The organism is Microbacterium festucae (assembly GCF_025421715.1).
GTDB classification, from domain to species: Bacteria; Actinomycetota; Actinomycetes; order Actinomycetales; family Microbacteriaceae; genus Microbacterium; species Microbacterium festucae.
Window position 1 is genome coordinate 877,470 of sequence record NZ_JAOEFC010000002.1, and the last position, 26,361, is coordinate 903,830.

The window sequence follows — 26,361 nt, forward strand, 5'->3', positions numbered from 1 at the left end:
GTGAGCGATGCGGCACCTGTCCACCGGATGCCGGACGGCACGGTCAAACAGGTGGGACCCCTCACCGGCACATCGGTGTGGACCGTTCCGGGCCGGGCTCACCGGCCGCTGGCCCCTCCCCGCGAGCAGGTGCGGGAGCTCGTCCCGGGCGACGAGCGCCGACTGTGCGCGTTCTGCGTCGACCGCTACCTCGAGACCACTCCCGAGAAGGCACGGCTGATCGGCCCCGACTTCGACGAGGTGCGCCGCGTGCCGGCATCCGCGCTGTTCGCGCAGGACGCGCAGTTCCGCCGCTTCGCGAACCTCTTCGAGATCGTCTCGGCCGAGTACTGGCGCGAGAACCACGGCTTCCGTCAGCCGGCGGCGGTGTTCGAGTGGGCGCAGGACTATCTCACCGACCCCGTCGGCCTCGAGCACATCACCGCGCTGGCCGCCATCCGCGCCCGCGCCTCGGGCACCGAGACCTCGCTCGAAGAAGCGGCGCTCGACCTGCTCGGAGGCTCGCACGACGTGATCGTCGCCCGCCGTCACGTCGTCGACGGCGCCACCCACGACGACCAGCTCGTCTCGTCGGGCGAGCTCACCCCCGATGAGCATGCCGCCTACGTCGCCTTCACGGTGCGCTCGCTGGCCGAGATCGAAGCCGCGCAGCCGCACGCGGCCTACGTGGCCGTGTTCCAGAACTGGCTGCGCCCGGCGGGCGCCTCGTTCGAGCATCTGCACAAGCAGCTCGTGGCGATCGACGAGCACGGCCCGCAGGTCGACCGCGAGCTGCGCATGCTCGCCGCCGACCGCGGGCTCTACCAGCACCGCATCGCCGACGTGGCCGTCGAGCAGCGACTGCTGGTGGCCGCCACCGACGGCGCCGTCGCCTTCGCCGGCATCGGGCATCGCTATCCGTCGTTCGAGGTGTACTCGACCGCGGCCGAGAACCTGCCGCACGAGCACTCCGAGCGCGGCGTGCGCGCCGTCTCCGACCTCGTCCACGCGCTGCACGCGGCCACCGGGGTGCACGTGCCCACCAACGAGGAGTGGCACTACCGTCCGCGGCGTGCGCCGTGGCCGATGCCGTGGCGCGTGCTCGTCAAGTGGCGCATCTCCACGCCGGCCGGCTTCGAGGGCGGCACCAAGGTGTACGTCAACACGATCGACCCGTGGGAGCTGCGCCGGCGGGCAGTGGTCGAGCTCGAGCGGCTGCGCGGCGAGGGACGCCTGGCCCCCGGCATCCGCATCGGCGATGAGTGCGTCGCCGCCGACGCCCACCTGCGCTACGCCGACGAGGCGCTGTGAGCTTCGCGTTCGAGCGCCTGCGGCGCCGCCCCGACATCGAGGCCCCCGACCTGGTGGCCGTCGACGCCGCCGACCGGCTGATCCTCGACGAGTCGGCCGCGGTGCGTGCCGGGCTCGGCGCGGGCGAGCTGGTCGTCATCGGCGATGCCTACGGGGCGCTCACCCTCGCCGCCGTGCACGAGGGCGCCACCGATGTGCGCGTGCATCAGGATGCCGTCACCGGCGAGCTGGCCCTAGCCGCCAACGCCGTCGCGGCGGGTGGTGCGGGAGCGTTCCGCTCGCTCCCGCTCACCGCCGAGCTCGTGCGCGGTGCGCGCGTGGTGCTGCTGCGACTGCCGCGGAGCCTGGACGCCCTGGCCGACATCGCCGATCTGATCGCCGCCCACGCCCACCCGGATGTGGTCGTGGTGGCCGGTGGCCGCGTCAAGCACATGACGCTGTCGATGAACGAGGTGCTGCGCGCCCGTTTCGACCGCCTCGACGTCTCGCACGCCCGGCAGAAGTCCCGGGTGCTCACCGCCCGCGCTCCCCGTGCCGACGCGCGCGACCCGCAGCCGCGCCGCGCCGTGGTGGACGGGCTGACCGTCGTCGCGTACGGCGGCGTGTTCGCCGGCGCGCGCCTCGACGTCGGCACGCGCCTGCTGCTGCGCACCCTGCCCGAGGAGCTTCCCGGCGGCACGCCCGACGACCCGTGGATCGATTTCGCCTGCGGCACCGGAATCGTCGCGACGAGCCTGGCGCTCGGGCATCCCGACGCCGCCGTGCACGCCAGCGACACCTCGGCCGCCGCCGTCGCCTCGGCGCGGGCCACCGTCGCCGCCAACGGCGTCGGTGCGCGGGTGAGCGTCGTGCAGGACGACCTGCTCACGACCCGGCTGGATGCCAGTGCGTCGTTCATCGCGCTGAACCCGCCGTTCCACAGCGGCGCCGCCGTGACCGACCGCCTCGCGCCGCGGCTGTTCGCCGACGCCGGGCGGGTGCTGCGCCCCGGGGGCGAGCTGTGGTGCGTGTGGAACTCGCCGCTGGAGTACCGCCCGGTGCTGGAGCGGCTGGTGGGGCCGACCCGTCAGGTGACGCGCAACCCCAAGTTCACCGTCACCGTCTCCCTGGCCCGCTGACCGCACGGGTCGCCCACAGCGCCCAGGCCACCAGCACAGGCTGGAGGAACAGCCGCACCAGGCGCTTGGTGTCGGTGTCGAGGCCCGGCGCCGAACGGCCCGTGCGCCACTGGTGCACGTTGCCGGGGAAGACCGCCACGAAGAAGGCGGCCACGGCGGCTCCCACGCGCACGCGCTCGCGGGGCAGGGCGACGAGGGCGGCGGCCAGGGCGATCTCCGCGGCGCCCGAGACCACGACGATCGTGTCTTTGTCGGTGCGCAGCAGCCGCGTGGCCCAATCGGGCACGGTGATGCGGAATCCGCGGCGCAGGGTGGTGAGGTGGGCGAGGCCGGCGGCGGCGAGGAGCCCGGCCAGAAGCCAGCGTGCGACGGTGCGGAGCATCCCCTCACCCTAACGCCGTGGCGGCGCGGGTCAGCCGCGTCCGCCGGGAGGGCCCACCAGCAGCAGCACCACGTAGAGGGCGACCAGCGCCACCGCCAGCGCACCGAACAGCAGCCACGGGCGGCGCAGCAGCCACGCGAGCGGCCGGTCGTACCAGCGACGGTCGGGCGCTGCCGGGTCGGGCGCGATGCGCCACTCCCCCTCCAGCAGCCCGCGCCGCTGCACCCACATCTCGACCGGGATGGTCGCATAGGGCACGATCGCGGCGGCGAGCGCGGCCACGCTCGGTCCCGGACGCCAGCGGTTGTTCAGCATCACGAGCACGACGGTGGCGCCGTAGGAGAGGAAGACGAACCCGTGCACCGCGCCGCCGATGGTGACCGCGAGGTCCCAGCCCAGGGTGGCGCGCAGCACGAGGCCGCCCAGCAGCAGGGTCCACGACACCGCCTCGGCGAAGGCGAGCGTGCGGAACAGCGGACGAGGTCGACGAAGCATACCTTCAGCCTATCTGAAGGATCTCGGACCCCGTGTCAGACGATGCCGGCGCGGATGCCGTCGAGCGAGGCCGCGACCTTGGGCAGGCGCTGGGTGAGAGCGCCGTCGAGCTGGGCGAGGCGATCGCGCGCCTCGGTGAGCACCCGGGCGCCCTTGGGCGTGACGTTGAGATCGGATGCCGCGCCGGCGTGGGCCGTCGCATCCTGCACGAGCCCCTCGTCGACGAGCGTCTTGACCGCCGTGTGCGCGGACTGCACCGTGATGTGGGAACGGCGGGCCAGCTCGGAGAACGAGATCCCGGGCTCGGCGTAGATGTGGCCGAGCAGACCGAACTTGCGGGTGGAGATGCCGAGGTCGCGCAGCACGGCGGCCAACTGCGCCTCCCACATCGCCGACACCGCGAGCAGCGCGATCACCGGACTGAAGCGCGGGCTCTCCTGACTCATGGGCACCATGCTATCGACCCGTTCCGGATGTCCGCGGCCGGGCGTACCGTGAAATGACGACCGAGAGGACTGTGCCATGGACTGGAAGATCGAGCTCATCTTCGTGCCGGTGACCGACGTCGACCGCGCGAAGGAGTTCTACACGCGCATCGGCTTCCACGCCGACCACGACGCCACCCCCTACCCCGGCGTGCGCTTCGTGCAGCTGACCCCGCCGGGCTCCGCCTGCTCGATCGCGATCGGCACGGGCCTGGGGTCGGGGGTCGAACCGGGCGGCCTCGATGTCATCCAGGTCGTCGTGGCCGACGCCGACGCCGCGCTCGCGCAGTTGCGTGAGGTCGGTGTCGACGCGCAGGGCGTCGACGAGCAGGACTGGGGCCGGTTCGTCACCTTCACCGACCCCGACGGCAACTCCTGGACCCTGCAGCAGCTGCCGGCGCGCGACTGACCGCACGCCGACCCGCGTCAGAGTCTCCTCCGCTCAGGGGGCGGGGGCGAGCGTGGCCGCGTCGATGACGAAGCGGTAGCGCACGTCGGAGGCGAGCACGCGCTCGTAGGCCTCGTTGATCTGCTCCGCTGAGATGAGTTCCACGGCGGGGGCGATGTCGTGCGCGGCGCAGAAGTCGAGCATCTCCTGCGTCTCGGCGATCGAGCCGATGCTGGAGCCGGCGAACGAGCGCCGGTTGCCGAACAGCGTGAACACGTGCAGGGGCAGCGCCTCGGGCGGTGCGCCCACGTTGACCATGGTGCCGTCCAGGCGCAGCAGGCGCAGGTAGGCGTCGAGGTCGAGCGGAGCGCTGACGGTGTTGATGATGAGGTCGAAGGAGTTGCGCAGCTGCTTCAGCACCGACGGGTCGGCGGTGGCGAGATGGCGGGTGGCGCCGAAGGCGAGGCTGTCGGCCTCCTTCGACGTCGTCTGCGAGAGCACGGTCACCTCGGCCCCCAGCGCGGCGGCGATCTTCACGGCCATGTGGCCGAGGCCGCCCATGCCGACGACGGCGACCTTCGTGCCGGGGCCGGCCTTCCAGTGGGCCAGCGGCGAGTAGGTGGTGATGCCGGCGCACAGCAGCGGCGCGGCGGCCTCGTAGGGGATCGACTCGGGCACGCGCAGCACGAAGTCGGTGTCGACGACGATGTGCGTCGAGTAGCCGCCCTGGGTGATCGACCCGTCGCGGTCCACCGCCGCGTAGGTGCCGGTGTTGCCCTTCAGGCAGTAGTTCTCCATGCCGGCGAGGCAGTTCTCGCACTCGCGGCACGAGCCCACCATGCAGCCCACCCCCACGCGGTCGCCGACGGCGCGCGCGGTGACCTCGTCGCCCACCTCGACGACTTCGCCGACGATCTCGTGACCCACCACCTGCGGGTAGGTGATCGGGCCCCAGTCGCCGCGAACGGTGTGGATGTCGGAGTGGCAGATCCCGGCGTAGCGGATCTCGATGAGCACGTCCCGGGGCCCCACGGGGCGTCGCTCGATCGTGACGGGGACGAGCGGCTCGGTGGCCGACGGGGCGGCGTAGGCGTGGACGGTGCGCGCGGCGGTGTGCATCCGTCCAGCGTATCCGCCGCACACGCGGCGGGGCCGTTCGGAGCAGACCGTATCGCTGGGACCGGCTGACCCCTAGAGTGTGGCCATGGGCGAGGGCCGCACGGCTTCTCACGCCGCGGCATCCGGTCCGCGAGCGTCGCGGGACGAGGGGATGTCCTCGTTCGCGCGCCGCCGCGCCGCCGGCCGCGACGCCCGCGCGCAGCTGCCGAGATCGGCCCACGCCGACGCGCCGCCCGCGGCGGGTCGTCATGACCCGGTGGCGTTGCTCGAGGAGCAGGCCGCGACGCGCGTCCCCGATCTCGTGCCGGTGCGTCACGCGCGCATGTCGGTCTCGCCGTTCACCTTCTATCGCGGCGCCGCGCTGCTGATGGCGGCCGATCTCGCGCGGCTGCCGCACAGCGGGATCACCGTGCAGCTGTGCGGCGACGCGCACCTCACCAACTTCGGCATGTTCGGCACGCCCGAGCGGCGGCTCGTCTTCGACATCAACGACTTCGACGAGACGCTGCCCGGCCCCTTCGAGTGGGACGTGAAGCGCCTGGCCGCGAGCTTCGCCGTCGCCGGGCGCCACCGCGGCTTCTCCGAGGACGAGACCCGCGCTGCGGTGACCGCCAGCGTGCGCGGGTACCGCGAGGCCATGCGCGCGGCGGCCGCGGCGACCGTGCTCGACGCTTGGTACGACCATCGCGACGCTGGGCAGGTGCGACGCTGGCTGCGCGACGAGCGTCGCGCCGGACGTGCGGGCTCTCGCGAGCTCGACCGCCTCGACGCGGCCATCGCCAAGGCGAGGTCCCGCGACCGGATGAAGGCGTTCGGCAAGCTCGTGCGGCTGGTCGACGGACGCCTGCGCATCGTGGCCGACCCGCCGCTGCTCGTCCCCGTCGAAGACCTCACCGGCGGCGCCGACGAGACCGAGCTGATGCGGCGACTTCTCGACGAGTACCGCGTGACGCTCCCCCACCTCCGGCATCCGCTGTCGGAGTACACCTACCGCCACATGGCCCACAAGGTGGTCGGGGTCGGCAGCGTCGGCACCCGGGCGTGGGTGATCCTCCTCAGCGGGCGCGACGACCGCGACCCGCTGCTGCTGCAGGCCAAGCAGGCCCAGGCATCGGTGCTCGAGCGGTTCCTCGGGCCCAGCGAGTACCCGAGCCACGGCGAGCGGGTGGTGCGCGGGCAGCGCCTGATGCAGACCGCGAGCGACATCTTCCTCGGCTGGCAGCAGGTGACGAGCTTCGACGGCGTGAAACGCGACTTCTACGTGCGCCAATTGCACGACTGGAAGGGCGGCCTCGACCCCGAAGTGATGACCCCGCGCGGGGCGGCGCTGTACGCGAAGATCTGCGGCGAGACCCTCGCCCGTGCGCACGCCCGGTCGGGCGACCGGGTGCAGATCGCCGGCTACCTCGGCGCAGGCACCGTCTTCGACGACGCCGTGACCGCGTTCGCCGAGGCGTACGCCGACCAGAACGCGCAGGACTACCGCGCGTTCACCGACGCGATCGCCTCGGGGCGACTCGCCGTGTCGGAGCGCGCGTGATCCGCGCCGCCGGCACCGCCACGACCACGACCACCACCGGGGAGGCCTCATGAAGAAGTGGGCGGTCGTCATCGTGCTCGGGTTCGCGCAGTTCGTCATGGTGCTCGACGGCACCGTGATGAACGTGTCGATCTCCACGGTCGTCGTCGATCTCGACACCACGGTGGCCGCGATGCAGGCGGCGATCACTTTTTACACCCTCACGATGGCCGCGTTCATGCTGCTGGGGGCCAAGCTCGGCGACGTGTGGGGGCGGCGGCGGGCGTTCGTGATCGGGTCGGCCGTCTACGCGGTCGGGTCGCTGATCACGGCGCTGAGTCCCGACATCCGCGTGCTGTTCCTGGGCTGGTCGGTGATCGAAGGGCTCGGGGCGGTGCTGGTGATCCCCGCGATCGCCGCGCTCATCGCCGACAATTACACCGGGCGCGACCGGGTGACCGCGTATGCCGTCATCGGAGCGGTCTCCGGGGCCGCCGTGGCGGCGGGTCCGCTCATCGGCGGCTATGTGACCACTTACTTCGACTGGCGCTACGTGTTCGTCGGCGAGGTGGTGATCATGATCGGCGTGGTCGCCTGCGCGCGCCTGATCGCCGACACCACCGCCCGGCAGACGGCCCGCATCGATCTCCTCAGCGTCGTGGTCTCCGCCGTCGGGCTCGTGTGCGTGGTGCTCGGGATGCTGCAGAGCAAGACCTGGGGGTGGATCCTGCCGCTGTACCCGCCCGAGGTGGCCGGGGTCACGATCGCCCCGTTCGGCATCTCCCCCACCGCCTGGCTGCTCGCCCTCGGCGGCGTGCTGATCCACCTCTTCTTCCGCCGGCAGCGCGCGCTGGTGCGCCGGGGGCGTGCCCCCCTCGTGCACGTCGAGGTGTTCAGCATCCGCCGGCTGCGCAGCGGCCTGTCGGTGCTCGGCGCGCAGTACGCGGTGACGGCGGGCCTGTTCTTCATGGTGCCGGTCTACCTGCAGATGACGCTGGGGCTCGATGCGCTGGAGACCGGCGTGAAGATCTTCCCGCTGTCGGTGTCGCTCATCCTCTTCTCCATCGTGGGCACCCGGCTGGCGTCGATCTGGTCGCCCCGGCGGATCGTGCGCGGCGGGCAGCTGCTGCTGGTGGTCAGCGCCGTCCTGCTGCTCTCGGCGGTCACCGTGGATCTGCGCAGCGTGCTGTTCGGCGTCGGAATGTTCCTCGCCGGCAGCGCCCTGGGCCTGCTGGCCTCGCAGCTCGGCAACGTCAACATGTCGAGCGTCGGCGAAGACCGAACCAGCGAGGTGGGCGGCCTGCAGGGCGTCTTCCAGAACCTGGGATCGTCGCTCGGCACCGCCCTCATCGGGTCGATCCTCATCGGGTCGCTCGCCACCTCGTTCGCCGGCGGCGTGGCCGCCTCGCAGCTGCCCGACGACGTGCGCGCGGTGGTCAGCGAGCAGACCGAGGGCGGAGTCACCATCATCCCCGCCGCCGATGTGACCGCCATCGCCGAGCAGGCCGGTCTCGACACCGACGACGCCGACACCCTCGCGACGATCTACCGCGACTCCCAGCTCTCGGCACTGCGCGTCTCGCTGTTCGGCCTCATCGCCATCGCCCTGGCCTCGCTGCTGTTCTCCCGCGGCATCCCCGCCGACGCCCCCGTGCGACGCAAGGCGACGACCGCCTAGGGGTCGCTGTGGCAGCCCCGCCGTAGACACGGCGATCGCCGGCGCCCCGCGGGGCGTCGCGGCGTAGCGTCTGCCGCATGAGAGACGACATGCCCCGGCCCGAGCGGGCGGTCGAGCGCCGCGCGCTCCTGCGCGCGTCGGCCTGGGCTGTTCCCGTCATCGTGCTGACCACCGCGACACCGGCGGCTGCGGCGAACTCGCCGCAGGGCTCCTACTCGTTCTCCGCCGCATCCGGACTGTCGGCGGACGGCACCCGAGTGGAGCTCACGGTCACCCTGACGACGACAAGGCCGCTGGCCACGCAGGCGGTCGTGACGCTGTCGCCCGGCACGGGCGAGACGGCATCATGGGGCGATGCGTCCGGATGGTCGCACGGTCGCAGCCCGTCCGGCGACACCTTCACCTCACTGGTCAGCACGTCGTCGCAGGCCTTCACCGGGTCCGTGTCCGTCGCCGCTCTGAACGCGGCGCCGGTGACGTTGGTGGCCACACTGAACGACAGCCGCCTGCAGGGTCGCGCATTGCTGCTGCGGGTCAACCCCGACGGCACCTTGACGTGAGCGCCCGGCATACGGATCTGCGCACGTGAGACAGCACGAGGCCCCCGGCGGATGCTCGTGGGAGCACCGACCGGGGGCCTTGTCGCCGGATCAGGCGGGACTCAGAAGTCCCAGTCCTCGTCTTCGGTGGCTTCGGCCTTGCCGATGACGTAGCTGGATCCGGATCCCGAGAAGAAGTCGTGGTTCTCGTCGGCGTTCGGCGAGAGCGCGGACAGGATCGCCGGGTTCACGTTGGTGACCGTCGCCGGGAACATCGCCTCGTAGCCGAGGTTCATCAGCGCCTTGTTGGCGTTGTAGTGCAGGAACTTCTTGACGTCCTCGGTCAGGCCGACGGCGTCGTAGAGATCCTGCGTGTACTGCACCTCGTTGTCGTAGAGCTCGTAGAGGAGCGAGAACGTGTAGTCCTTGACCTCGTCGCGCTCGGCCTGCGAGATGCGCTCGAGCCCCTTCTGGAACTTGTAGCCGATGTAGTAGCCGTGCACGGCCTCGTCACGGATGATGAGGCGGATGATGTCGGCCGTGTTGGTGAGCTTGGCCTTGGCCGACCAGTGCAGCGGCAGGTAGAAGCCCGAATAGAACAGGAACGACTCGAGCAGGGTCGATGCGACCTTGCGCTTGAGGGGCTCGTCGCCACGGTAGTAGTTCATGACGATCTGCGCCTTCTTCTGCAGATTCGGGTTCTCCACCGACCAGCGGAACGCGTCGTCGATCTCGGGCGTGGAGGCCAGCGTCGAGAAGATCGACGAGTAGCTCTTCGCGTGCACCGACTCCATGAACGCGATGTTCGTGTAGACGGCCTCCTCGTGCGGGGTGATCGCGTCGGGGATGAGCGAGACGGCGCCGACCGTGCCCTGGATGGTGTCCAGGAGCGTGAGGCCGGTGAACACGCGCATCGTGAGGGTCTGCTCGTCGGGGGTGAGCGTGTTCCACGACTGGATGTCGTTGGACAGCGGCACCTTCTCGGGGAGCCAGAAGTTGTTCACGAGACGGTTCCAGACCTCGAGGTCCTTGTCGTCCTGGATGCGGTTCCAGTTGATCGCCTGCACGTGGTCGACGAGCTTCAGCGGTTCGTGGGGAGTCATGTCAGTTCCTAGATTCGGGTCTGTGAGCGAGCGAAGCGAGACGATGCGCGGCTCAGAGCATGCAGCTGACGCACTCGGCCATGTCCGTGCCCTCGAGGGCCATCTGACGCAGGCGGATGTAGTAGATCGTCTTGATCCCCTTCTTCCACGCGTAGATCTGCGCCCGGTTGATGTCACGGGTGGTGGCGGTGTCTTTGAAGAACAGCGTCAGCGACAGGCCCTGGTCGACGTGCTGCGTGGCCGCGGCGTAGGTGTCGATGACCTTCTCGTAGCCGATCTCGTACGCGTCCTCGTAGTACTCGAGGTTGTCGTTGGTCATGAACGGCGCCGGGTAGTAGACGCGACCGAGCTTGCCTTCCTTGCGGATCTCGATCTTCGAGGCGATGGGGTGGATCGAGCTCGTCGAGTTGTTGATGTACGAGATCGAGCCGGTCGGGGGCACCGCCTGCAGGTTCTGGTTGTAGATGCCGTGCGCCTGCACCGACGCCTTCAGCTCGCGCCAGTCGTCCTGCGTGGGCACGTGGATGCCGGCGAACATCTCGGCGACCTTCTCGGTCTCGGGCTGCCAGACCTGATCGATGTACTTGTCGAAGAACTCCCCCGAGGCGTACGTCGAGTCGGCGAAGCCCTCGAAGGCGCTGCCGCGCTCGATGGCGATCTTGTTCGAGGCCTGCAGGGCGTGGAACAGCACCGTGTAGAAGTAGATGTTCGTGAAGTCCAGGCCCTCTTCCGAGCCGTAGTGCACGTGCTCGCGGGCGAGGTAGCCGTGCAGGTTCATCTGCCCGAGGCCGATCGCGTGCGACCGGTCGTTGCCGTCCTCGATGGAGCGCACCGAACGGATGTGGCTCTGGTTGCTGACCGCGGTGAGGCCGCGGATGGCCGCCTCGACGGTGCCGGCGAGGTTCTTGCCGTCCATCGCCAGGGCGATGTTCATCGAGCCGAGGTTGCAGGAGATGTCCTTGCCGACCTGGTCGTACGAGAGGTCCTCGTTGTAGGTCGTCGGGGTGTTGACCTGCAGGATCTCGGAGCACAGGTTCGACATGTTGATGCGGCCCTTGATCGGGTTGGCCTTGTTCACCGTGTCTTCGAACATGATGTACGGGTAGCCCGACTCGAACTGGATCTCGGCGAGCGTCTGGAAGAACTCGCGCGCGTTGATCTTCGTCTTCTTGATGCGCGCGTCGTCGACCATCTCGCGGTACTTCTCGGTGACGGAGATGTCGCCGAAGGGCACGCCGTAGACCTTCTCGACGTCGTAGGGCGAGAACAGGTACATGTCCTCGCCGTTGCGGGCGAGCTCGAAGGTGATGTCGGGGATGACCACACCCAGCGACAGCGTCTTGATGCGGATCTTCTCGTCGGCGTTCTCGCGCTTGGTGTCGAGGAACTTGAGGATGTCGGGGTGGTGCGCCGAGAGGTACACCGCGCCCGCGCCCTGACGCGCGCCGAGCTGGTTGGCGTAGGAGAAGCTGTCTTCGAGCAGCTTCATGACGGGGATGATGCCGCTGGACTGGTTCTCGATCTGCTTGATCGGGGCGCCGGCCTCGCGGATGTTCGACAGCAGCAGCGCCACGCCGCCACCGCGCTTGGACAGCTGCAGGGCGGAGTTGATGCCACGGGCGATCGACTCCATGTTGTCTTCGATGCGCAGCAGGAAGCAGGAGACGAGCTCGCCGCGCTGCGCTTTGCCGGTGTTGAGGAACGTCGGGGTCGCGGGCTGGAAACGGCCCGAGATGATCTCGTCGACGAGCTGCTCGGCGAGCTTCTGGTCGCCGTCGGCCAGCCCGAGGGCGGTCATGACGACGCGGTCTTCGAAGCGCTCGAGGTAGCGCTTGCCGTCGAAGGTCTTCAGCGTGTAGCTCGTGTAGTACTTGAACGCGCCGAGGAACGTCTCGAAGCGGAACTTCGCGTCGTACGCCCGGTCGTTGAGGGACTGGATGAACTCGAACGGGTACTTGTCGAGCACCGCGCCTTCGTAGTACTGCTTCTCGACGAGGTAGTCCAGGCGCTCCTTGAGCGAGTGGAAGAACACCGTGTTCTGGTTCACGTGCTGCAGGAAGTACTCCCGGGCAGCGCGGCGGTCGGCGTCGAACTGGATCTTGCCGTCGGCACCGTACAGGTTGAGCATCGCGTTGAGGGCGTGGTAGTCCAGCCCCTCGAAACGCTCGTCGGTCTTGAAGGTCGTCTGAGTCACTGCAGCTTCCACCATCGTTCCAATCCGTCGCTCACGCGATCGACATCGTCCTGCGTGCCGAACAGTTCCAGCTTGTACAGGTGCGGCACGAGGCACTTGCGGCTGATGATGTCTCCGGCGGCGCAATAGGACGCCCCGAAGTTGGTGTTGCCGGCGGAGACGACTCCGCGGATGAGGTTCCGGTTGCGCTCGTCGTTGAGGAACCGGATGACCTGCTTGGGCACCGCCCCCTTCTCCTCACCGCGCCCCTGACCGCCCCCGTAGGTGGGGGTGACGAGCACGAACGGCTCGTCCACCACGAGGGGGTGGTCAGCGGGATGCAGCGGGATGCGGAGGGCGGGGAGCCCGAGTTTTTCGATGAAGCGCGCCGTGTTGCCCGACACGCTGGAGAAGTAGACGAGCAACGGCGCTCGCGTAGCGATCGCCGTGCTCATCATCACGCGAGACGCGAAGCGAGCTCGTCGATCTTGTCGGGACGGAAGCCCGACCAGTGGTCCTCGTCGGTGACGACGACCGGTGCCTGCAGGTACCCGAGCGACTTGACGCGCTCGAGGGCTGCCGGGTCTTCGGAGAGGTCGAGAACCTCGTACTCGATGCCCTTCGAATCCAGCGCGCGGTACGTCGCGTTGCACTGAACGCACGACGGCTTGGTGTAGACCGTGATCGCCATGTCGACCTGTTTCTCCCTCAAAGTTCCCGATGTGTCCCGGCAGCATCGTGCCGGGAGTCCAATACTACATATGGGTACGGACGTTGGACAGCACCACAAGGGGTAGTAGTTACATCAATGTAGTTTTCCGCCGTCCTCCACAGATACAACACAGGTTGTCCACCGTTTCATCCACAGTTGCGACGTCTTCTCCCCGGCCGGAAAAGTCCAGGATCGCGGGCGTTTCGACGGGACCGCACCCGCGTCCTCCACAGAAGCGACGTTACGAGGGGCCTCCGACATCAGGATTCCTGTGGACAGTGCGCTCCGGCGTGTCGTGCGCGTCCGACGGCCCGGTAACGTTGAGGGGTGGCGGGATATCGTGAGCTCCTGCGCGCTCCGGGTGTCGCGCGCATCATCGCGGCACAGTTGACAGCCCGCTTCCCCAACGGCATGACCAGCCTCGCGCTGCTGCTGCACGTGGAACGCACCACCGGCTCGTACGCGGCGGCGGGCATCGTGCTGGCGGCGACCTCCATCGGGCAGGCCATCGCGGGGCCCGTGACCAGCCGCTGGATGGGCGTCTGGGGCATCCGCCGGGTGCTGACGGCCACCACCGCGGTGTGCGCCGCGGCGATCCTGGTGATGGCCCTCGTGCCGATGCATCTGGCCGGCTACGTCGTGCTCGGCTTCATCGCGGGCATGTCCACCCCGCCGGTGCAGTCGGCGGTGCGCACGATCTACCCCAAGCTCGTCACCTCGCGGCAGCTGACCCCGCTGTTCTCGCTGGATGCCAGCCTCCAGGAGATCATCTGGATCCTCGCCCCCGTGGTGATCACCATCGTCGCCACCCAGGCCGGCACCGTGCCCGGTCTCCTGCTCATCGTGGCGATCCTCGTCGGCGGCGGCGCGTGGTTCATCCTCTCCCCCGAGGTCGGCCGCGTGCGCATCCCGCGCAGCCGGCGGCCGCTCGGCCGGGTGCTGGCCAAGCCCACCGTGCTGCTGGCCACCGTCATCGGCTTCCTGCTCATCGGCGCGTGCTCGGCCGTCGAAGCCGCGGTCGTGGCCAACTTCGGCCACGGGGGCCTCGAGGCCGGTCTCGTGCTGGCGATCTTCTCGGTCGGCTCGCTCGCCGGCGGCCTGGCGTTCGGCCACATCCCGATGGGCCCCTGGGCGATGGCGCGGCGCCTGGCGGTGCTGGCGGTGGGCCTCAGCCTCACCGTCTTCTCCCTCAGCTTCTGGTGGCTCGGCGTGTCGCTGGTGATCGCCGGCATCGGCATCGCCCCGGCCCTCGCGGTGATGTTCGCGATGACCTCGGCCTCGGTGAAGTTCAGCGAGACCGCCGAGGCCTACGGCTGGATCGGCACCGGCCAGCTCATCGGCGCTGCGGCGGGGTCGGCGGTGGCCGGGTTCCTCATCGACGGCGTCGGACCCATCGGCGCCTTCTGGGCGGGCGCCGGCTTCGCGCTCGTGGGCACGGTGGTGGCGATCACGTGCGTCCGCGGCTTCCCCGATCTGCGCCACCGCGACCCGAGCCCGCTGCCCGACACCGAGCCGGTCCCCGTCATCACCTGAGCCCTCCTGAGCACTCGGCGACCGCAGAGACCTCACGCGCGTCACCGGCGCGCGTCACCGGCGGCGTCACCGACGGCATCCGCGTCCTACGCTGGTCGGGTGCCCGCACCCGTCACCCTCCCCCGTCTGTCCTGGGGCGTGCCCCACGCCCGCCGGCGCGCGTTGCTGATCCACGGTCTCGGCTCCAGCGGCGCCCTGATGTGGCGCTTCGGCACGGCGCTGGCCGATGCCGGCTGGTGTGCGGTCGCCGTCGACCTGCGCGGGCACGGCCGCGCCCCGCGGGCACTGGATTACTCCATCGCCGCCTACGCCGCCGACGTGCGCCACACCGGCGCCGACGACGACGCGCCCTGGGATCTCGTGATCGGCCACTCCCTCGGCGGTGCCGCCGCCACCGTGGCCGCCGCCGACGCCCCCGCCTGGACCCGCCGGCTGGTGCTCGTCGACCCCGCCATCCACCTCGCCGCGCGCGACCGCACGATCGTCGCCAACAGCCAGCAGCGCGCCTTCGCCGACACGTCGGTGGCGGCGGTGCGCGCCGAGCATCCCGCGTGGCATCCGCACGACATCGAGCTGAAGGGCCTCGCCGCCCAGCAGGCCAGCCCGTGGGCGGTCGCGGAGACGAGCGCGCAGAACACGCCGTGGGATGTGCGCGAGGCGGTCACCCGGCTCACCGTGCCCACCCACGTCATCGGCAGCGACCCCGCGGTGTACTCGATCTTCACCGGCGACCTCGCCGCCGAGGTGCGCCGACATCCGCTGGTCACCATGTCGGTGGTCGCCGGCGCCGGCCACTCGCCGCATCGCGACGCGCCCGACGAGACGATGCGCCAGCTGCTGGCCGTGCTCGACTGAGCCCGGCGCGGAGTCAGGCCACGCGCCGCAGCACCGCCAGCAGCGCCAGCCCGTAGGCGTCTTCGGGCTGCGGGTGCTCGGTGGTGATGCGCTCCCCCGCGAACTCGATCTCGACGCGGTGGGTGTCGGTCAGGCGCGTGAGCGACCGGAAGGCGCTGCGCAGCAGTTCGCGCAGCTGGTCTTCGCGCGGCAGCCACAGGGCGTCTTCGAGCGCGACCGAATCCAGCGCCCACTCGGTGGTCCCGTTGAAGGCGAGGATCGTGCCGGTCGGGTAGGTGCGGGCCTCGATGGTCATCTCGCTCACCGTGAACACGTCGGCGTCGAACTCGGGCTCGTCGAGCTGGAAGCGATCGCCGGATGCCGGATGCCAGACGAGTCCGGCCGCACGCAGGTCGAGCGCCAGGTCGGTGGAGATCATCCCTCCATCATGGGCCCGGATCGACCGGCCACCGGCCGCCGGCGGCGATCGCGCGGGACAATGGAGGGGTGACCGCCTTCGATCCCGCCGCGTTCCTGCCCGACGACCTGCTCGAGACCATCCGCTCGCGCGCCGCGGGAGTCGACCGCGACAACGTCTTCCCCGTCGACGACCTCGCCGATCTGACCGCCGCCGGCTATCTCGGCATCCTCGTGCCCGCCGAGCTCGGCGGCGCGGGGCTGAGCCTGGCCGAGGCGGCCGTGCTGCAGCAGCGGCTGGCCACGGCCGCGCCCGCCACGGCGCTGGCGATCAACATGCACCTCGTGTGGACGGGGGTGGCCAAGGTCATGGGCGAGCGCGGCATCGACACGCTCCGCTTCGTGCAGGAGGGGGCGGTGGCCGGCGAGGTCTTCGCATTCGGCATCAGCGAGGCGGGCAACGACCTCGTGCTGTTCGGCAGCGACACCGTCGCCGAGCCCCAGCCCGACGGCTCGTACACCTTCACCGGCCGCAAGATCTTCACCTCGCTCGGCCCGGTGTGGACTCAGCTGGGCCTGCACGGCCTCGACACCACCAGCCCCGACGCCCCGCAGCTGGTCTACGCGTTCGTGCCGCGCACGGATGCCGTGATCACGCGCGACGACTGGGACACCGTCGGCATGCGCGGCACCCAGAGCCGCACCACCGAGCTGCACGGCGCGCACGCGCCGGCAGGCCGAGTGGTGCGCCGTGTGGCGCCGGGCCCGAACCCCGACCCGATCGTGTTCGGCATCTTCAGCGTGTTCGAGCTGCTGCTGGCCGCCGTCTACACCGGTGTCGCGCGCCGGGCGCTGGATGTGGCGGTGGAGACGGCGCGCGCCCGCACCTCGAAGAAGACCGGCGCCCCCTACAGCCACGACCCCGACATCCGCTGGCGCGTGGCCGAGATGGCCCTCGCCTACGACGCGCTGCCGCCGCAGATCGAGGCGCTCGCGCACGACGTCGACGCGGGCACCGACCACGGCGGGCTGTGGTTCGCCAAGCTCAGCGGCGTGAAGCACCGCGCGGTCACCACCGCCAAGCAGGTCGTCGACGAGGCGATGCTCGTGGGCGGCGGATCGTCGTACTTCAGCGGTCACGAGCTGGGCAGGCTCTACCGCGATGTGCTGGCGGGGCTGTTCCACCCGTCCGACCCCGAGTCGGCGCACGCCACCGTCGCCTCGGCGTGGCTGGGTTCGGTCGGCTGACCCGCCCCGCGGCCGGCTCAGCGCGTCTCGACGTCGTACGCCTTCAGCAGTTCGGCCACCGCCAGCTCGCGCTGGTCGCCACCCTCGGCGAACATGTGGGCGACGTGGGTGCGCAGGTGGTTCTCGATGAGCAGCTTGTCGAGGGAGGCCAGGGCCTTCTGGATCGCGCGGGACTGGGCGATGATGTCCATGCAGTAGTCCTCGTTCTCGATCATCCGGGCGAGGCCGCGCACCTGGCCCTCGAGGATAGACGTGCGGTGCAGAGCGCGCTTGCGGATGTCTTCGATCACGCCGTCAGGATACGCCGCGTGGAAGGATGAACCGCATGCCCCGCACCCCCACCGCTCTGCTGAGCCCCGCCGATCGCGAACGACGGCGCGCCCTGCGGGTGATGAAGGGGGTCGCGCTGGGCGCCCTCGGCGTGATGGCGGTGCTGTTCGTCGTGGCGTTCACCCTGCAGGAGCAGTACCCGTGGCTCGGGTACGTGCGCGCCGCGGCCGAGGGCGGCATGGTCGGCGCGCTGGCCGACTGGTTCGCGGTGACGGCGCTGTTCCGGCATCCGCTCGGCATCCCGATCCCGCACACCGCGATCATCCCGCGCCGGAAGGACGAGATCGGCCGCACCCTGGGCGAGTTCGTCGAGACGAACTTCCTCGACGCCGATGTGGTGCGCGCCAAGCTCGACTCGGCGGCGATCGCCCAGACCGCCGGGGCGTGGCTGCGCGAGCCCGACCATGCCGAGTCGTTGGCGCGCGAGGCGGCGACCATGGGCGCGGGCGTGCTGCGCGCCCTCAGCGACGACGAGGTGCAGGACCTCATCAGCGACCTCGCCCGCGAGCACCTGCTCGACCCGCCGTGGGCGCAGGCGGTCGGCGGCTGGCTCGAGCGCATCGTCGCCGCCGACGCCCACCGGGGCGCCATCGATCTCGGCATCGACAGCATCGCCACCTGGCTGGGCGGCAACCGCGACGCGTTCATCGGCCTCGTCTCGCGGCGGCTGCCATCGTGGGTGCCGTCGGTGGCGATGCGCCTCGTCGACGACACGGTCTATCACGAGGCCGTGAAGTTCGTCGCGGCCGTGCAGGCCGACCCCGCCCACCCCGCCCGGGCTGCGATCGACGCCTATCTGGGGCGCCTGGCCGGCAATCTGCAGCACGACCCGGCCACCATCGCCCGGCTCGAGGATGCCAAGAGCTCGGTGTTCGACAGCCCGCGGGTGCGCGAGCTGGCCGCCCAGGCGTGGCACACCGCCAAGGCGGGGCTGCTGGCCGCGCTCGACGACGCGCAGTCGCCGCTGCGGCGCCGGCTGACCGCGGCGCTGACCGAGGTCGGCGACCGCCTCACCACCGACCCGGCCCTGCAGCGACGGGTCGATGACCGCGTCACCGATGCCGCCGTGTTCTTCGTCACGCGCTACCGGCACGAGGCGGCCTCGCTCATCTCCGACACCGTCGCGAAGTGGGATCCCGACGAGACCACCGAGAAGATCGAGCTTATGGTGGGCCGCGACCTGCAGTACATCCGCCTGAACGGTACGATCGTCGGCGCCCTGGCGGGCCTTGCGATCTTCGCGGTCGCCCATGCCTTCCTGGGGTGAGCGGGTAGCCTGAGACCGTGACGGAGGACGCCGACGAGCTGCTGTTCACCTACGGCACCCTGCAGTTCGCCGAGGTGCAGCTCGACACGTTCGGCCGCATCCTCGCCGGCGAGGCCGACCAGCTTCCCGGCTACACCATCGACTACGTCGAGATCGAAGACCAGCGCGTCGTCGATGTGTCGGGGCTGTCGGTTCATCCCGTGCTGCGCCACACCGGCTCCGCCGTCGACAAGGTCGTCGGCCGCGTGCTGCACCTCACCGCCGCCGAGCTGGATGCCGCCGACGAGTACGAAGTGGCGCTCTACCGCCGCGTGTCGGTGACCCTCGCCAGCGGCCGCACCGCCTGGGTGTACGTCGGCTGATGCCCGCCTCCCCCACCCTCTCCCACGACGAGCTCTGGCCGCGCGCCGGCGACTGGCCCGCGGCGCACGCGAACGCCGGGGCGGATGCCGTGCTGCTCGGGCTGCCCGCGTGGCGCACCTCGCTCTCGCCCACCGGCGCCCACGCCACCCCCGCCGCCGTGCGGGAGGCCCTCCGCCGCTACAGCCCGACGCTGATCGGCCCGCCGCCGATCGACCTCGACGTCGTGCTGCGCATCACCGACGCCGGCGACGTCGACGAGCCCGACGGCCCCGAGGGCGAAGCCCGCACCCGGGCGCGCGTGCGGGAGCTCGCGGCGGCCGCGCGACTGGTGATCGCCCTCGGCGGCGACAACTCGGTCACCTACCCCGTCGCACAGGGCGCCGGCGTGCGCGGCCTCATCACCCTCGATGCGCACTTCGACCTGCGCGACGGCGTGTCGAACGGGTCGCCGGTGCGCCGACTCGTCGCCGACGGTCTCGACCCGACCCGCATCGTGCAGCTCGGCATCGCCGACTTCGCCAACTCGGTCGCCTACGCCCGGCGGGCCGCCGATCTCGGCATCACGGTGGTCACCCTCGACGAACTGCGGGGGCAGGGCATGGCGGCGGCGATGGACCGCGCCCTGCGCATCGCCGGCGCCGACGGCGGCGCCGTGCACCTCGACATCGACGTGGACGTCTGCGACCGCTCCGCGGTGCCGGCGTGCCCCGCCGCCGTGCCGGGCGGCCTCAGCGCCGCAGAGCTGCGCGCCCTCGTGCGCCGGGCCGCGCGCGACGAGCGCGTGGTGAGCGCCGACATCGTCGAGGTCGACGCCACCGCCGACGCGGCCGACGGGCGCACGGTGCGCCTGGCCGCGCTGTGCGTGCTCGAGCTTCTCGCGGGGCTGGCCTCCCGCCCCTCCCCTGCGGCAGCGTCGCCGTCTTCGCCTGTCACCCTCGAGGAGAACGCATGACGACGCTGATCCTGATCCGCCACGCCAAGAGCGACTGGGGCGACGCTCGCCTCGACGACCACGACCGTCCCCTCAACGACCGCGGCCTGCGCGATGCCCCCGTGCTCGCGCAGCGCCTGGCCGCCACCGGGGTGCGCCCCGGTGTGCTGCTGTCGTCGACCGCGCTGCGCGCCCGCACGACGGCGGAGTTCTTCGGCGCGGCGCTGGGGCTCACCCCGCAGCTGCGCGACGAGCTCTACGGCGCGCCGGCACGCACCCTGCGCGCGGCTGCGGCTGCCGCCGGCACGCAGGCGGGCGCGGAGGGCGTGGTCGTCGTCGCGCACGACCCGGGCATGACGGTGCTCGCCGATGACCTCTCGGGCGGCGGCATCGGCCACATGACCACCTGCGCCGTGGCCACCTTCCGCTGGGACACCGACGACTGGGAGGTCGCCGCGGCGACCGATCCGGCATCGTGGGACTTCGACTCGCCCCGCTGAGCCGCCCGCGACCCTGCCGTCAGAGCGGGATGCCGTCGCGGTAGACGCGGTGAATGAGCGGCACCCCCGGGCGATAGGCCAGGTGCACCCGCGAGGGCGCGTCGACCACGACGATGTCGGCCCGGGCGCCGACGCCGAGATGACCGACGTCGTCGCGGCGCAGGGCGCGCGCGCCGCCGGCGGTGGCCGCCCACACCGCTTCTGCCGGGGTCAGTCCCATCTCCCGCACGGCGAGGGCGATCATCAGCGGCATCGAACTCGTGAAGCTCGACCCCGGATTGCAGTCGCTGGCGAGGGCGACGGTCACCCCGGCATCCCACAGCCGCCTCGCCGACGGGTAGGGCTGCCGCGTCGAGAACTCGACCCCCGGCAGCAGCGTCGCCACGACGTCCGAGCCCGCCAGCGCGGCCACGTCCTCGTCGCTCAGGTGGGTGCAGTGGTCGACGGATGCCGCCCCCACCTCGACCGCGAGTCGCACGCCGTCGCCGGCGCCCAGCTGGTTGCCGTGCACCCGCGCCTGCAGGCCCGCCGCGCGTCCCGCGGCGAGGATGCGCCGCCCCTCTTCGGCGGTGAATGCCCCCCGCTCGCAGAACACGTCGATCCAGCGGACGTGCTCCCGCGCCGCCGTCAGCATCGGCCCGCACACGAGGTCGACGTAGCCCTCGCGGTCGTCCGCGTACTCGGGCGGGACGACGTGCGCGCCGAGGAACGTGACCTCGCCGGTCACCTCGGCGGCCAGCCGCGCGAGCCGTGCCTCGCCGGCGACGGTGAGGTCGTAGCCCGTCTTCACCTCGAAGGTCGTCGTCCCCTGCGCGGCCAGCTCCGCCACCAGCCGGGCGGTGCCGGCGCGCAGGAGATCGTCGGCGGCGGCCCGCGTGGCCCCGACCGTGCGCAGGATGCCGCCGGCGGCATACGGGGTGCCCGTCATGCGCGCGGCGAACTCGTCGGCCCGGTCGCCGGCGAACACGAGGTGCGTGTGACTGTCGACGAACCCCGGGATCACCGCGCGCCCACCCACGTCGACGCGCGTCGCCCCCGCCGGGGCCTCGGCCTCGGGCCCCGACCAGACGACCCGGCCCGCGTCGATGAGCAGCGCGGCATCGACCACGGTGCCGCACGGATCACCGGCGCGGGCCACGTTGGTCGTCAGCTCGGCGATGCCGGTGAGCAGGGTGGCCGTCATGCGCGCGGCACCATCGGCAGCGTCAGGCCGCGCTCGCGCGCCACCTCGAGGGCGCGCTCGTAACCGGCATCCGCGTGCCGCATCACCCCGGTTCCCGGGTCGTTGACCAGCACGCGCGCGAGCTTCTCGGCGGCCAGCGCCGTGCCGTCGGCCACGGTCACCTGCCCGGCGTGCAGCGACCGGCCGATGCCGACGCCACCGCCGTGGTGCAGCGACACCCACGACGCCCCCGACGCGGTGTTGAGCAGGGCGTTCAGCAGCGGCCAGTCGGCGATCGCATCCGACCCGTCGGCCATTGCCTCGGTCTCCCTGTAGGGCGAGGCCACCGACCCGGCGTCGAGATGGTCGCGCCCGATGACGATGGGTCCGGCCAGCTCGCCCGAGGCGACCATCTCGTTGAACGCCAGGCCCGCCAGGTGCCGCTCCTGGTAGCCGAGCCAGCAGATGCGCGCCGGCAGCCCCTCGAACTGCACGCGCTCCCCCGCCTGCTGCAGCCAGCGGTGCAGGGCGGCGTCGTGCGGGAACAGCCGCGCCACCGCCCGGTCGGTCTTGGCGATGTCGTCGGGATCTCCCGACAGGGCCACCCACCGGAACGGGCCCTTGCCCTCGGCGAAGAGCGGGCGGATGTAGGCGGGCACGAAGCCGGGGAACGCGAACGCGCGGTCGTAGCCGCCGAGCTCGGCCTCGCGGCGGATCGAGTTGCCGTAGTCGAACACGGCGGCACCGGCATCCTGGAAGCCGACCATCGCCGCCACGTGCTGTGCCATCGATGCCCGCGCCCGGTCGGTGTAGCTGTCGGCGTCGGCGGCGGCGGCCTGCGGGGCCTCGGCCACCGCGACGCCGACGGGAACGTAGGCGAGGGGGTCGTGCGCGCTGGTCTGATCGGTGACGATGTCGATGGGCACGCCGCGGGAGAGGAGCGCCGGGAAGACCTCCGCAGCGTTGCCCACCAACCCCACCGACAGCGCGCGGCCCTCGGTCTTGGCGGCCAGGGCCCGGGCGACGGCGGTGTCGAGGTCGGCCGTGTACTCGTCGAGGTAGCCGCGTTCCACCCGCCGTGCGAGCCGCGACTCGTCGACGTCGACGATCAGCACCGCGCCGCCGTTCATGGTGACCGCCAGCGGCTGCGCGCCGCCCATGCCGCCGCACCCGGCGGTGAGGGTGAGCGTTCCCGCCAGCGAGTCGCGGCCGAGCGAGCGGGCCACCGCCGCGAACGTCTCGTAGGTGCCCTGCAGGATGCCCTGGGTGCCGATGTAGATCCACGATCCCGCGGTCATCTGGCCGTACATCGTGAGCCCGAGGTGCTCGAGGCGACGGAACTCGGGCCACGTGGCCCAGTCGCCGACGAGGTTCGAGTTGGCGATCAGCACCCGCGGCGCCCACTCGTGGGTGCGGAAGACGCCCACCGGCTTCCCCGACTGCACGAGCAGCGTCTCGTCGGGCTCGAGGTCGTCGAGGGTGCGCACGATCGCGTCGTAGGCCTCCCACGAGCGCGCCGCGCGGCCGGTGCCGCCGTAGACGACGAGGTCTTCGGGGTGCTCGGCGACGTCGGGGTCGAGGTTGTTCATCAGCATGCGCTTGGCAGCCTCGGCGCCCCAGCTCTTCGCGGTGCGTTCGGCGCCGCGTGCGGCCCGGATCGTGCGTGTCATGTGTCTGCTCCTTCGCTGACGGGGGCCAGGGTGCGCGCGACGGCACCCGAGAGCACGAGCGCGGTGACGGCGGCGAGGTCGGGCGCGACGAACCGGTCGGGCCCGGGGCCGGCGGCCACGGTGCGCACGAGCGCACGCGCCGCGTCCGTGCCCGGCGCCGGGGTCAGCGGCGCGCGCAGGTCGAGGGCGCGCGCGGCGGTCACCAGCTCGATGGCGAGCACCCGGGCCAGGCCGTCGATGCCGCGGCGCAGCTTGCGCGCCGCCGACCACCCCATCGAGACGTGGTCCTCCTGCATCGCCGACGACGGGATCGAATCGACGGATGCCGGCACGGCCAGGCGCTTGAGCTCGGAGACGATGCCGGCTGCCGCGTACTGGGCGATCATGAGCCCCGAATCCACGCCGACCTCGTCGGCGAGGAAAGGGGGCAGCCCGTGGCTGCGGGTGCGGTCGAGGGCGCGATCGGTGCGCCGCTCCGAGAGGGAGGCGACGTCGGCGACCGCGATGGCGAGGAAGTCGAGCACGTAGCCCACCGGCGCCCCGTGGAAGTTCCCGTTCGACTCGACGCGGCCGTCGCCGGTGAGCACCGGGTTGTCGACGACGGCGGCGAGCTCACGCCCGGCCACGAGGGCGGCGTGGGATGCCGTGTCGCGCGCGGCCCCGTGCACCTGCGGCGTGCACCGCAGCGAGTACGCATCCTGCACGCGGGTGCAGACGGCCGGGTCGCGGTGGCTGGCCATGATGTCCGACCCTGCCAGCAGCCGTCGCAGGTTCGCGGCCGACGCGCCCTGCCCCACGTGGGGGCGCAGCGCCATCAGGTCGGCGGCGAAGACGGCATCCGTCCCCAGCTGCGACTCGATCGACATCGCCGCGGCGACGTCGGCGGTGGTCCACAGTGCGTCGAGGTCGTACAGCGCCAGACACAGCATGCCCAGCATGCCGTCGGTGCCGTTGATGAGGGCCAGGCCCTCCTTCTCCTCCAGCACGAGCGGCACGATGCCCGTAGCCGCGAGGGCGTCGGCGGCGTCTGCGGCCTCGCCGTCGCGCCCGCGCACCGTGCCTTCGCCGAGCGTGGCGAGGGCCACATGCGACAGCGGGGCGAGGTCGCCCGAGCAGCCGAGCGAGCCGTACTCGTGCACCACGGGGGTGATGCCGGCGTTGAGCAGCGCGGCATAGGTCTCCACGACCACGGGGCGCACACCGGTGTGGCCGGAGGCCAGAGTCTGCAGGCGCAGCAGCATGAGGGCGCGCACCACCTCGCGCTCGACCTCGGCGCCGGTACCGGCGGCGTGCGAGCGGATGAGGCTCGCCTGCAGCTGACGACGGCGCTCCGGCGCGATGAACGTCGTCGCCAGCGCCCCGAAGCCCGTCGAGATGCCGTAGTGCGGTGCGGGGTCGTCGGCCAGGTGCTCCACGAGCGCCCGGCCGCGGGCCACGCGCTCGAGTGCGTCGGCCGCGATCGCCACGGGTGCCTCCTGCCGCGCCACGGCGACGACTTCGGCGACGGTGAGCGGGCGCGCGCCCACGGTGATGGTGTCCATCCTCCGATTCCAGTGCGTCCCCTCCCCCGGCGCGAGGGCTTCGTGGCATCCTGTGTCTGTGATCCCAGACATTCCCGTCGCCGCCTCCGCCCAGGTGCCCGCGGCCGACCAGACGCTGCGGATCCTCACGTTCCTCGCGCGGCAGCGCGGACCGGTGCCGGCCCGCACCATCGCCGAGCAGCTCGCCGTCCCCCGCTCGAGCGTCTACCACCTGCTCGCGGCGATGGCCGCCCATGGCTTCGTCGTGCACCTCGAGGGCGAGAAGCGCTGGGGTCTGGGCACTGCCGCCTTCGAGCTGGCCGGCGGGTTCTCGCGGCAGCAGCCGCTGACCCGGCTCGGCCGTGCGCTGGTGGCGGGCCTCGCCGATCGCACCGGTGAGAGCGCGCACCTGGCGGTCATGACCGGCCGCGACGTGCTCTACCTCGTCGAGGAGCGTGCGCCCCGCCGCCCCGCCCTCGTCACCGACGTGGGCGTGCGCCTGCCTTCGCACCTCACCGCCACCGGCCGCGCGATGCTGGCGGCGCTGCCGCGCGAGCAGGTGCGGGCGCTCTACCCGGATGCCGGGGCGTTCGCCGACCGCACCGGGCGGGGCCCCGCCCGGCCGGGAGAGCTGCGCGAGCTGCTGCGCCGGGTGCGTGCCGACGGCTTCGCCACCGAAGACGGCGAGGTCTCGATCGGCTTCCGCTCGGTGGGGGTGGCCGTCACCGATCACGCGGGGTGGCCGGCTGCCGCGTTCGCGGTGACCTGGCCCGAGGGCTCCCCTCGCGATGTCCGCGAGATCGCGGGGCTGCTCGCCGAGGCCGCGACCGAGCTCGCCCGCCGCATCCGCTGACACGGTGTGGGGCGCAGGCTCCGCGCCGGTGATCGACTGCGGGCTCAGTCCACCTTGCCGACGGTGCCGCCGGTGAGCGCCACGAGCTCGTCGAAGGTCAGCGGGAAGACCGTGTGTGGGGTGCCGCCGGCCGCCCAGATCTCAAGGTAGCCGGCCAGATCCTCATCGACGATCGTCGTGAGAGGCACCGGATGCCCCGTCGGGGCGACCCCGCCGATCACCTGCCCCGTGGCCGCGCGCACCTGTTCGGGCGTCGCCCGCCGGATGGGTCCCCGACCGAGCCGCTCGGCCAGCGCCACGGTGTCGACCCGGTGCGCGCCGCTGGTCATCACCAGCAGCGCCTCGTCGTCCGACCAGAACACGAGGCTGTTGGCGATCGCGCCGACCTCGACGCCGACCGCCTCGGCGGCGAGCACCGCGGTGGCTGCGGAGTCGGGCAGCACCACGATGTCACCCGCGATGCCGGCGGCACGCAGCGCATCGTGCACGAGCTGGGAACGAGGAGGCAGATCGATGGCCATCCCCACAGCCTAGGGATCGCACGCACGCGATCCGTCGCGTTAACGAGAGAAAGCCACCCCAGCACTGGGGTGGCTTTCTCACAGAAGAAGTCCGGCGGTGTCCTACTCTCCCACAGGGTCCCCCCTGCAGTACCATCGGCGCTGTGAGGCTTAGCTTCCGGGTTCGGAATGTAACCGGGCGTTTCCCTCACGCTATGGCCGCCGAAACACT

28 protein-coding genes and 1 rRNA gene are annotated in these 26,361 nt (G+C 71.5%); 14 read left to right on the forward strand and 15 right to left on the reverse strand.

Annotation, left to right across the window (positions count from 1 at the left end; translation table 11 throughout):
- Positions 1 to 1,290 carry a DUF4921 family protein gene (locus N3K63_RS10200; RefSeq protein WP_261580031.1) on the forward strand — a complete coding sequence of 430 codons (1,290 nt, stop codon included), beginning with the start codon at positions 1 to 3 and terminating at the stop codon, positions 1,288 to 1,290.
- Positions 1,287 to 2,408 (forward strand): class I SAM-dependent methyltransferase, encoded by a 1,122-nt coding sequence (locus N3K63_RS10205; protein WP_261580032.1) that lies wholly within the window; start codon positions 1,287 to 1,289, stop codon positions 2,406 to 2,408. Before N3K63_RS10200 ends, N3K63_RS10205 begins: the two co-directional genes overlap by 4 nt.
- Here N3K63_RS10205 and N3K63_RS10210 read toward each other — a convergent pair.
- The 3 genes from N3K63_RS10210 to N3K63_RS10220 are packed head-to-tail and all read right to left on the reverse strand — an operon-like array spanning position 2,386 to position 3,731.
- Positions 2,386 to 2,790 carry a hypothetical protein gene (locus N3K63_RS10210; RefSeq protein ID WP_261580033.1) on the reverse strand — a complete coding sequence of 135 codons (405 nt, stop codon included), beginning with the start codon at positions 2,788 to 2,790 and terminating at the stop codon, positions 2,386 to 2,388. The two genes, N3K63_RS10205 and N3K63_RS10210, sit on opposite strands and share 23 nt — an antisense overlap.
- 30 nt (positions 2,791 to 2,820) lie before the next feature.
- Positions 2,821 to 3,285, reverse strand: a complete 465-nt coding sequence (locus N3K63_RS10215; RefSeq protein ID WP_261580034.1) for a DUF3817 domain-containing protein — start codon at positions 3,283 to 3,285, stop codon at positions 2,821 to 2,823.
- A gap of 35 nt (positions 3,286 to 3,320) precedes the next feature.
- Positions 3,321 to 3,731: a MarR family winged helix-turn-helix transcriptional regulator gene (locus N3K63_RS10220; RefSeq protein WP_261580035.1), complete on the reverse strand. Its 411-nt coding sequence runs from the start codon at positions 3,729 to 3,731 to the stop codon at positions 3,321 to 3,323.
- A gap of 76 nt (positions 3,732 to 3,807) precedes the next feature.
- Here N3K63_RS10220 and N3K63_RS10225 point away from each other — a divergent pair, with 76 nt between their 5' ends.
- The gene (locus N3K63_RS10225; protein ID WP_261580036.1) at positions 3,808 to 4,179 is read left to right on the forward strand and encodes a VOC family protein; all 372 of its coding nucleotides are present in this window, start codon (positions 3,808 to 3,810) and stop codon (positions 4,177 to 4,179) included.
- A gap of 33 nt (positions 4,180 to 4,212) precedes the next feature.
- On the opposite strand, the gene N3K63_RS10230 is transcribed toward N3K63_RS10225, so the two are convergent.
- Positions 4,213 to 5,277, reverse strand: coding sequence for an NAD(P)-dependent alcohol dehydrogenase (locus N3K63_RS10230; protein ID WP_261580037.1), 1,065 nt, complete (start codon positions 5,275 to 5,277; stop codon positions 4,213 to 4,215).
- 85 nt (positions 5,278 to 5,362) lie between these two features.
- Here N3K63_RS10230 and N3K63_RS10235 point away from each other — a divergent pair, with 85 nt between their 5' ends.
- The 3 genes from N3K63_RS10235 (at position 5,363) to N3K63_RS10245 (ending at position 9,034) form a co-directional block, all read left to right on the forward strand.
- Positions 5,363 to 6,817, forward strand: coding sequence for a DUF2252 domain-containing protein (locus N3K63_RS10235; protein ID WP_261580038.1), 1,455 nt, complete (start codon positions 5,363 to 5,365; stop codon positions 6,815 to 6,817).
- 49 nt (positions 6,818 to 6,866) lie between these two features.
- On the forward strand, positions 6,867 to 8,474 hold the full coding sequence (locus N3K63_RS10240) for an MFS transporter (RefSeq protein ID WP_261580039.1): 1,608 nt from the start codon (positions 6,867 to 6,869) through the stop codon (positions 8,472 to 8,474).
- A gap of 77 nt (positions 8,475 to 8,551) precedes the next feature.
- Complete coding sequence (locus tag N3K63_RS10245) at positions 8,552 to 9,034, forward strand: hypothetical protein (RefSeq protein WP_261580040.1); 483 nt, start codon at positions 8,552 to 8,554, stop codon at positions 9,032 to 9,034.
- A gap of 101 nt (positions 9,035 to 9,135) precedes the next feature.
- On the opposite strand, the gene nrdF is transcribed toward N3K63_RS10245, so the two are convergent.
- From nrdF to nrdH, 4 genes are read right to left on the reverse strand one after another with little or no spacing between them, the layout of a single operon-like run.
- A complete protein-coding gene (gene nrdF, locus N3K63_RS10250; RefSeq protein ID WP_261580041.1) occupies positions 9,136 to 10,116 on the reverse strand; it encodes a class 1b ribonucleoside-diphosphate reductase subunit beta in 981 nt (326 codons plus the stop codon).
- Positions 10,117 to 10,168: 52 nt separating this feature from the next.
- Complete coding sequence (nrdE, locus tag N3K63_RS10255) at positions 10,169 to 12,325, reverse strand: class 1b ribonucleoside-diphosphate reductase subunit alpha (protein WP_261580042.1); 2,157 nt, start codon at positions 12,323 to 12,325, stop codon at positions 10,169 to 10,171.
- Complete coding sequence (nrdI, locus tag N3K63_RS10260; RefSeq protein ID WP_261580043.1) at positions 12,307 to 12,744, reverse strand: class Ib ribonucleoside-diphosphate reductase assembly flavoprotein NrdI; 438 nt, start codon at positions 12,742 to 12,744, stop codon at positions 12,307 to 12,309. Before nrdI ends, nrdE begins: the two co-directional genes overlap by 19 nt.
- 2 nt (positions 12,745 to 12,746) lie before the next feature.
- Positions 12,747 to 12,980 carry a glutaredoxin-like protein NrdH gene (gene nrdH, locus N3K63_RS10265; protein ID WP_076690203.1) on the reverse strand — a complete coding sequence of 78 codons (234 nt, stop codon included), beginning with the start codon at positions 12,978 to 12,980 and terminating at the stop codon, positions 12,747 to 12,749.
- Between the two features lie 348 nt (positions 12,981 to 13,328).
- On the opposite strand from nrdH, the gene N3K63_RS10270 reads away from it, so the two are divergent.
- On the forward strand, positions 13,329 to 14,534 hold the full coding sequence (locus N3K63_RS10270) for an MFS transporter (RefSeq protein WP_261580044.1): 1,206 nt from the start codon (positions 13,329 to 13,331) through the stop codon (positions 14,532 to 14,534).
- A 99-nt stretch (positions 14,535 to 14,633) separates the two neighbouring features.
- The gene (locus N3K63_RS10275; protein ID WP_261580045.1) at positions 14,634 to 15,389 is read left to right on the forward strand and encodes an alpha/beta fold hydrolase; all 756 of its coding nucleotides are present in this window, start codon (positions 14,634 to 14,636) and stop codon (positions 15,387 to 15,389) included.
- Between the two features lie 13 nt (positions 15,390 to 15,402).
- On the opposite strand, the gene N3K63_RS10280 is transcribed toward N3K63_RS10275, so the two are convergent.
- Complete coding sequence (locus N3K63_RS10280) at positions 15,403 to 15,807, reverse strand: pilus assembly protein CpaE (RefSeq protein WP_261580046.1); 405 nt, start codon at positions 15,805 to 15,807, stop codon at positions 15,403 to 15,405.
- Between the two features lie 68 nt (positions 15,808 to 15,875).
- Here N3K63_RS10280 and N3K63_RS10285 point away from each other — a divergent pair, with 68 nt between their 5' ends.
- Positions 15,876 to 17,033 (forward strand): acyl-CoA dehydrogenase family protein, encoded by a 1,158-nt coding sequence (locus N3K63_RS10285; protein WP_261580047.1) that lies wholly within the window; start codon positions 15,876 to 15,878, stop codon positions 17,031 to 17,033.
- A 17-nt stretch (positions 17,034 to 17,050) separates the two neighbouring features.
- Here the strand turns inward: N3K63_RS10285 and N3K63_RS10290 are convergent, their stop codons facing one another.
- Positions 17,051 to 17,323 (reverse strand): metal-sensitive transcriptional regulator, encoded by a 273-nt coding sequence (locus N3K63_RS10290; RefSeq protein WP_261580048.1) that lies wholly within the window; start codon positions 17,321 to 17,323, stop codon positions 17,051 to 17,053.
- 35 nt (positions 17,324 to 17,358) lie between these two features.
- Between N3K63_RS10290 and N3K63_RS10295 the strand changes: the two genes are divergently transcribed.
- From N3K63_RS10295 to N3K63_RS10310, 4 genes are read left to right on the forward strand one after another with little or no spacing between them, the layout of a single operon-like run.
- On the forward strand, positions 17,359 to 18,630 hold the full coding sequence (locus tag N3K63_RS10295; RefSeq protein ID WP_261580049.1) for a DUF445 domain-containing protein: 1,272 nt from the start codon (positions 17,359 to 17,361) through the stop codon (positions 18,628 to 18,630).
- Between the two features lie 17 nt (positions 18,631 to 18,647).
- Positions 18,648 to 18,992, forward strand: coding sequence for a gamma-glutamylcyclotransferase family protein (locus tag N3K63_RS10300; protein WP_261580050.1), 345 nt, complete (start codon positions 18,648 to 18,650; stop codon positions 18,990 to 18,992).
- Positions 18,992 to 19,945: an arginase family protein gene (locus N3K63_RS10305; RefSeq protein WP_261580051.1), complete on the forward strand. Its 954-nt coding sequence runs from the start codon at positions 18,992 to 18,994 to the stop codon at positions 19,943 to 19,945. Before N3K63_RS10300 ends, N3K63_RS10305 begins: the two co-directional genes overlap by 1 nt.
- Positions 19,942 to 20,424 (forward strand): SixA phosphatase family protein, encoded by a 483-nt coding sequence (locus N3K63_RS10310; protein ID WP_261580052.1) that lies wholly within the window; start codon positions 19,942 to 19,944, stop codon positions 20,422 to 20,424. The genes N3K63_RS10305 and N3K63_RS10310 overlap by 4 nt, the downstream gene beginning before the upstream one ends.
- Positions 20,425 to 20,443: 19 nt before the next feature.
- Here the strand turns inward: N3K63_RS10310 and hutI are convergent, their stop codons facing one another.
- From hutI to hutH, 3 genes are read right to left on the reverse strand one after another with little or no spacing between them, the layout of a single operon-like run.
- On the reverse strand, positions 20,444 to 21,607 hold the full coding sequence (hutI, locus tag N3K63_RS10315; protein WP_261580053.1) for an imidazolonepropionase: 1,164 nt from the start codon (positions 21,605 to 21,607) through the stop codon (positions 20,444 to 20,446).
- Positions 21,604 to 23,256 (reverse strand): urocanate hydratase, encoded by a 1,653-nt coding sequence (hutU, locus tag N3K63_RS10320; RefSeq protein ID WP_261580054.1) that lies wholly within the window; start codon positions 23,254 to 23,256, stop codon positions 21,604 to 21,606. Before hutU ends, hutI begins: the two co-directional genes overlap by 4 nt.
- Positions 23,253 to 24,797, reverse strand: coding sequence for a histidine ammonia-lyase (gene hutH, locus N3K63_RS10325; RefSeq protein WP_261580055.1), 1,545 nt, complete (start codon positions 24,795 to 24,797; stop codon positions 23,253 to 23,255). Before hutH ends, hutU begins: the two co-directional genes overlap by 4 nt.
- A gap of 52 nt (positions 24,798 to 24,849) precedes the next feature.
- Here hutH and N3K63_RS10330 point away from each other — a divergent pair, with 52 nt between their 5' ends.
- Entirely contained in the window at positions 24,850 to 25,629 is a 780-nt protein-coding gene (locus N3K63_RS10330) for an IclR family transcriptional regulator (RefSeq protein WP_390895154.1), read from the forward strand.
- 44 nt (positions 25,630 to 25,673) lie between these two features.
- On the opposite strand, the gene N3K63_RS10335 is transcribed toward N3K63_RS10330, so the two are convergent.
- Together N3K63_RS10335 and rrf are read right to left on the reverse strand one after the other, a co-directional pair.
- A complete protein-coding gene (locus N3K63_RS10335) occupies positions 25,674 to 26,150 on the reverse strand; it encodes a YbaK/EbsC family protein (RefSeq protein ID WP_261580056.1) in 477 nt (158 codons plus the stop codon).
- A gap of 89 nt (positions 26,151 to 26,239) precedes the next feature.
- Positions 26,240 to 26,356, reverse strand: a 5S ribosomal RNA gene (gene rrf / locus N3K63_RS10340).
- Positions 26,357 to 26,361 lie beyond the last annotated feature (5 nt).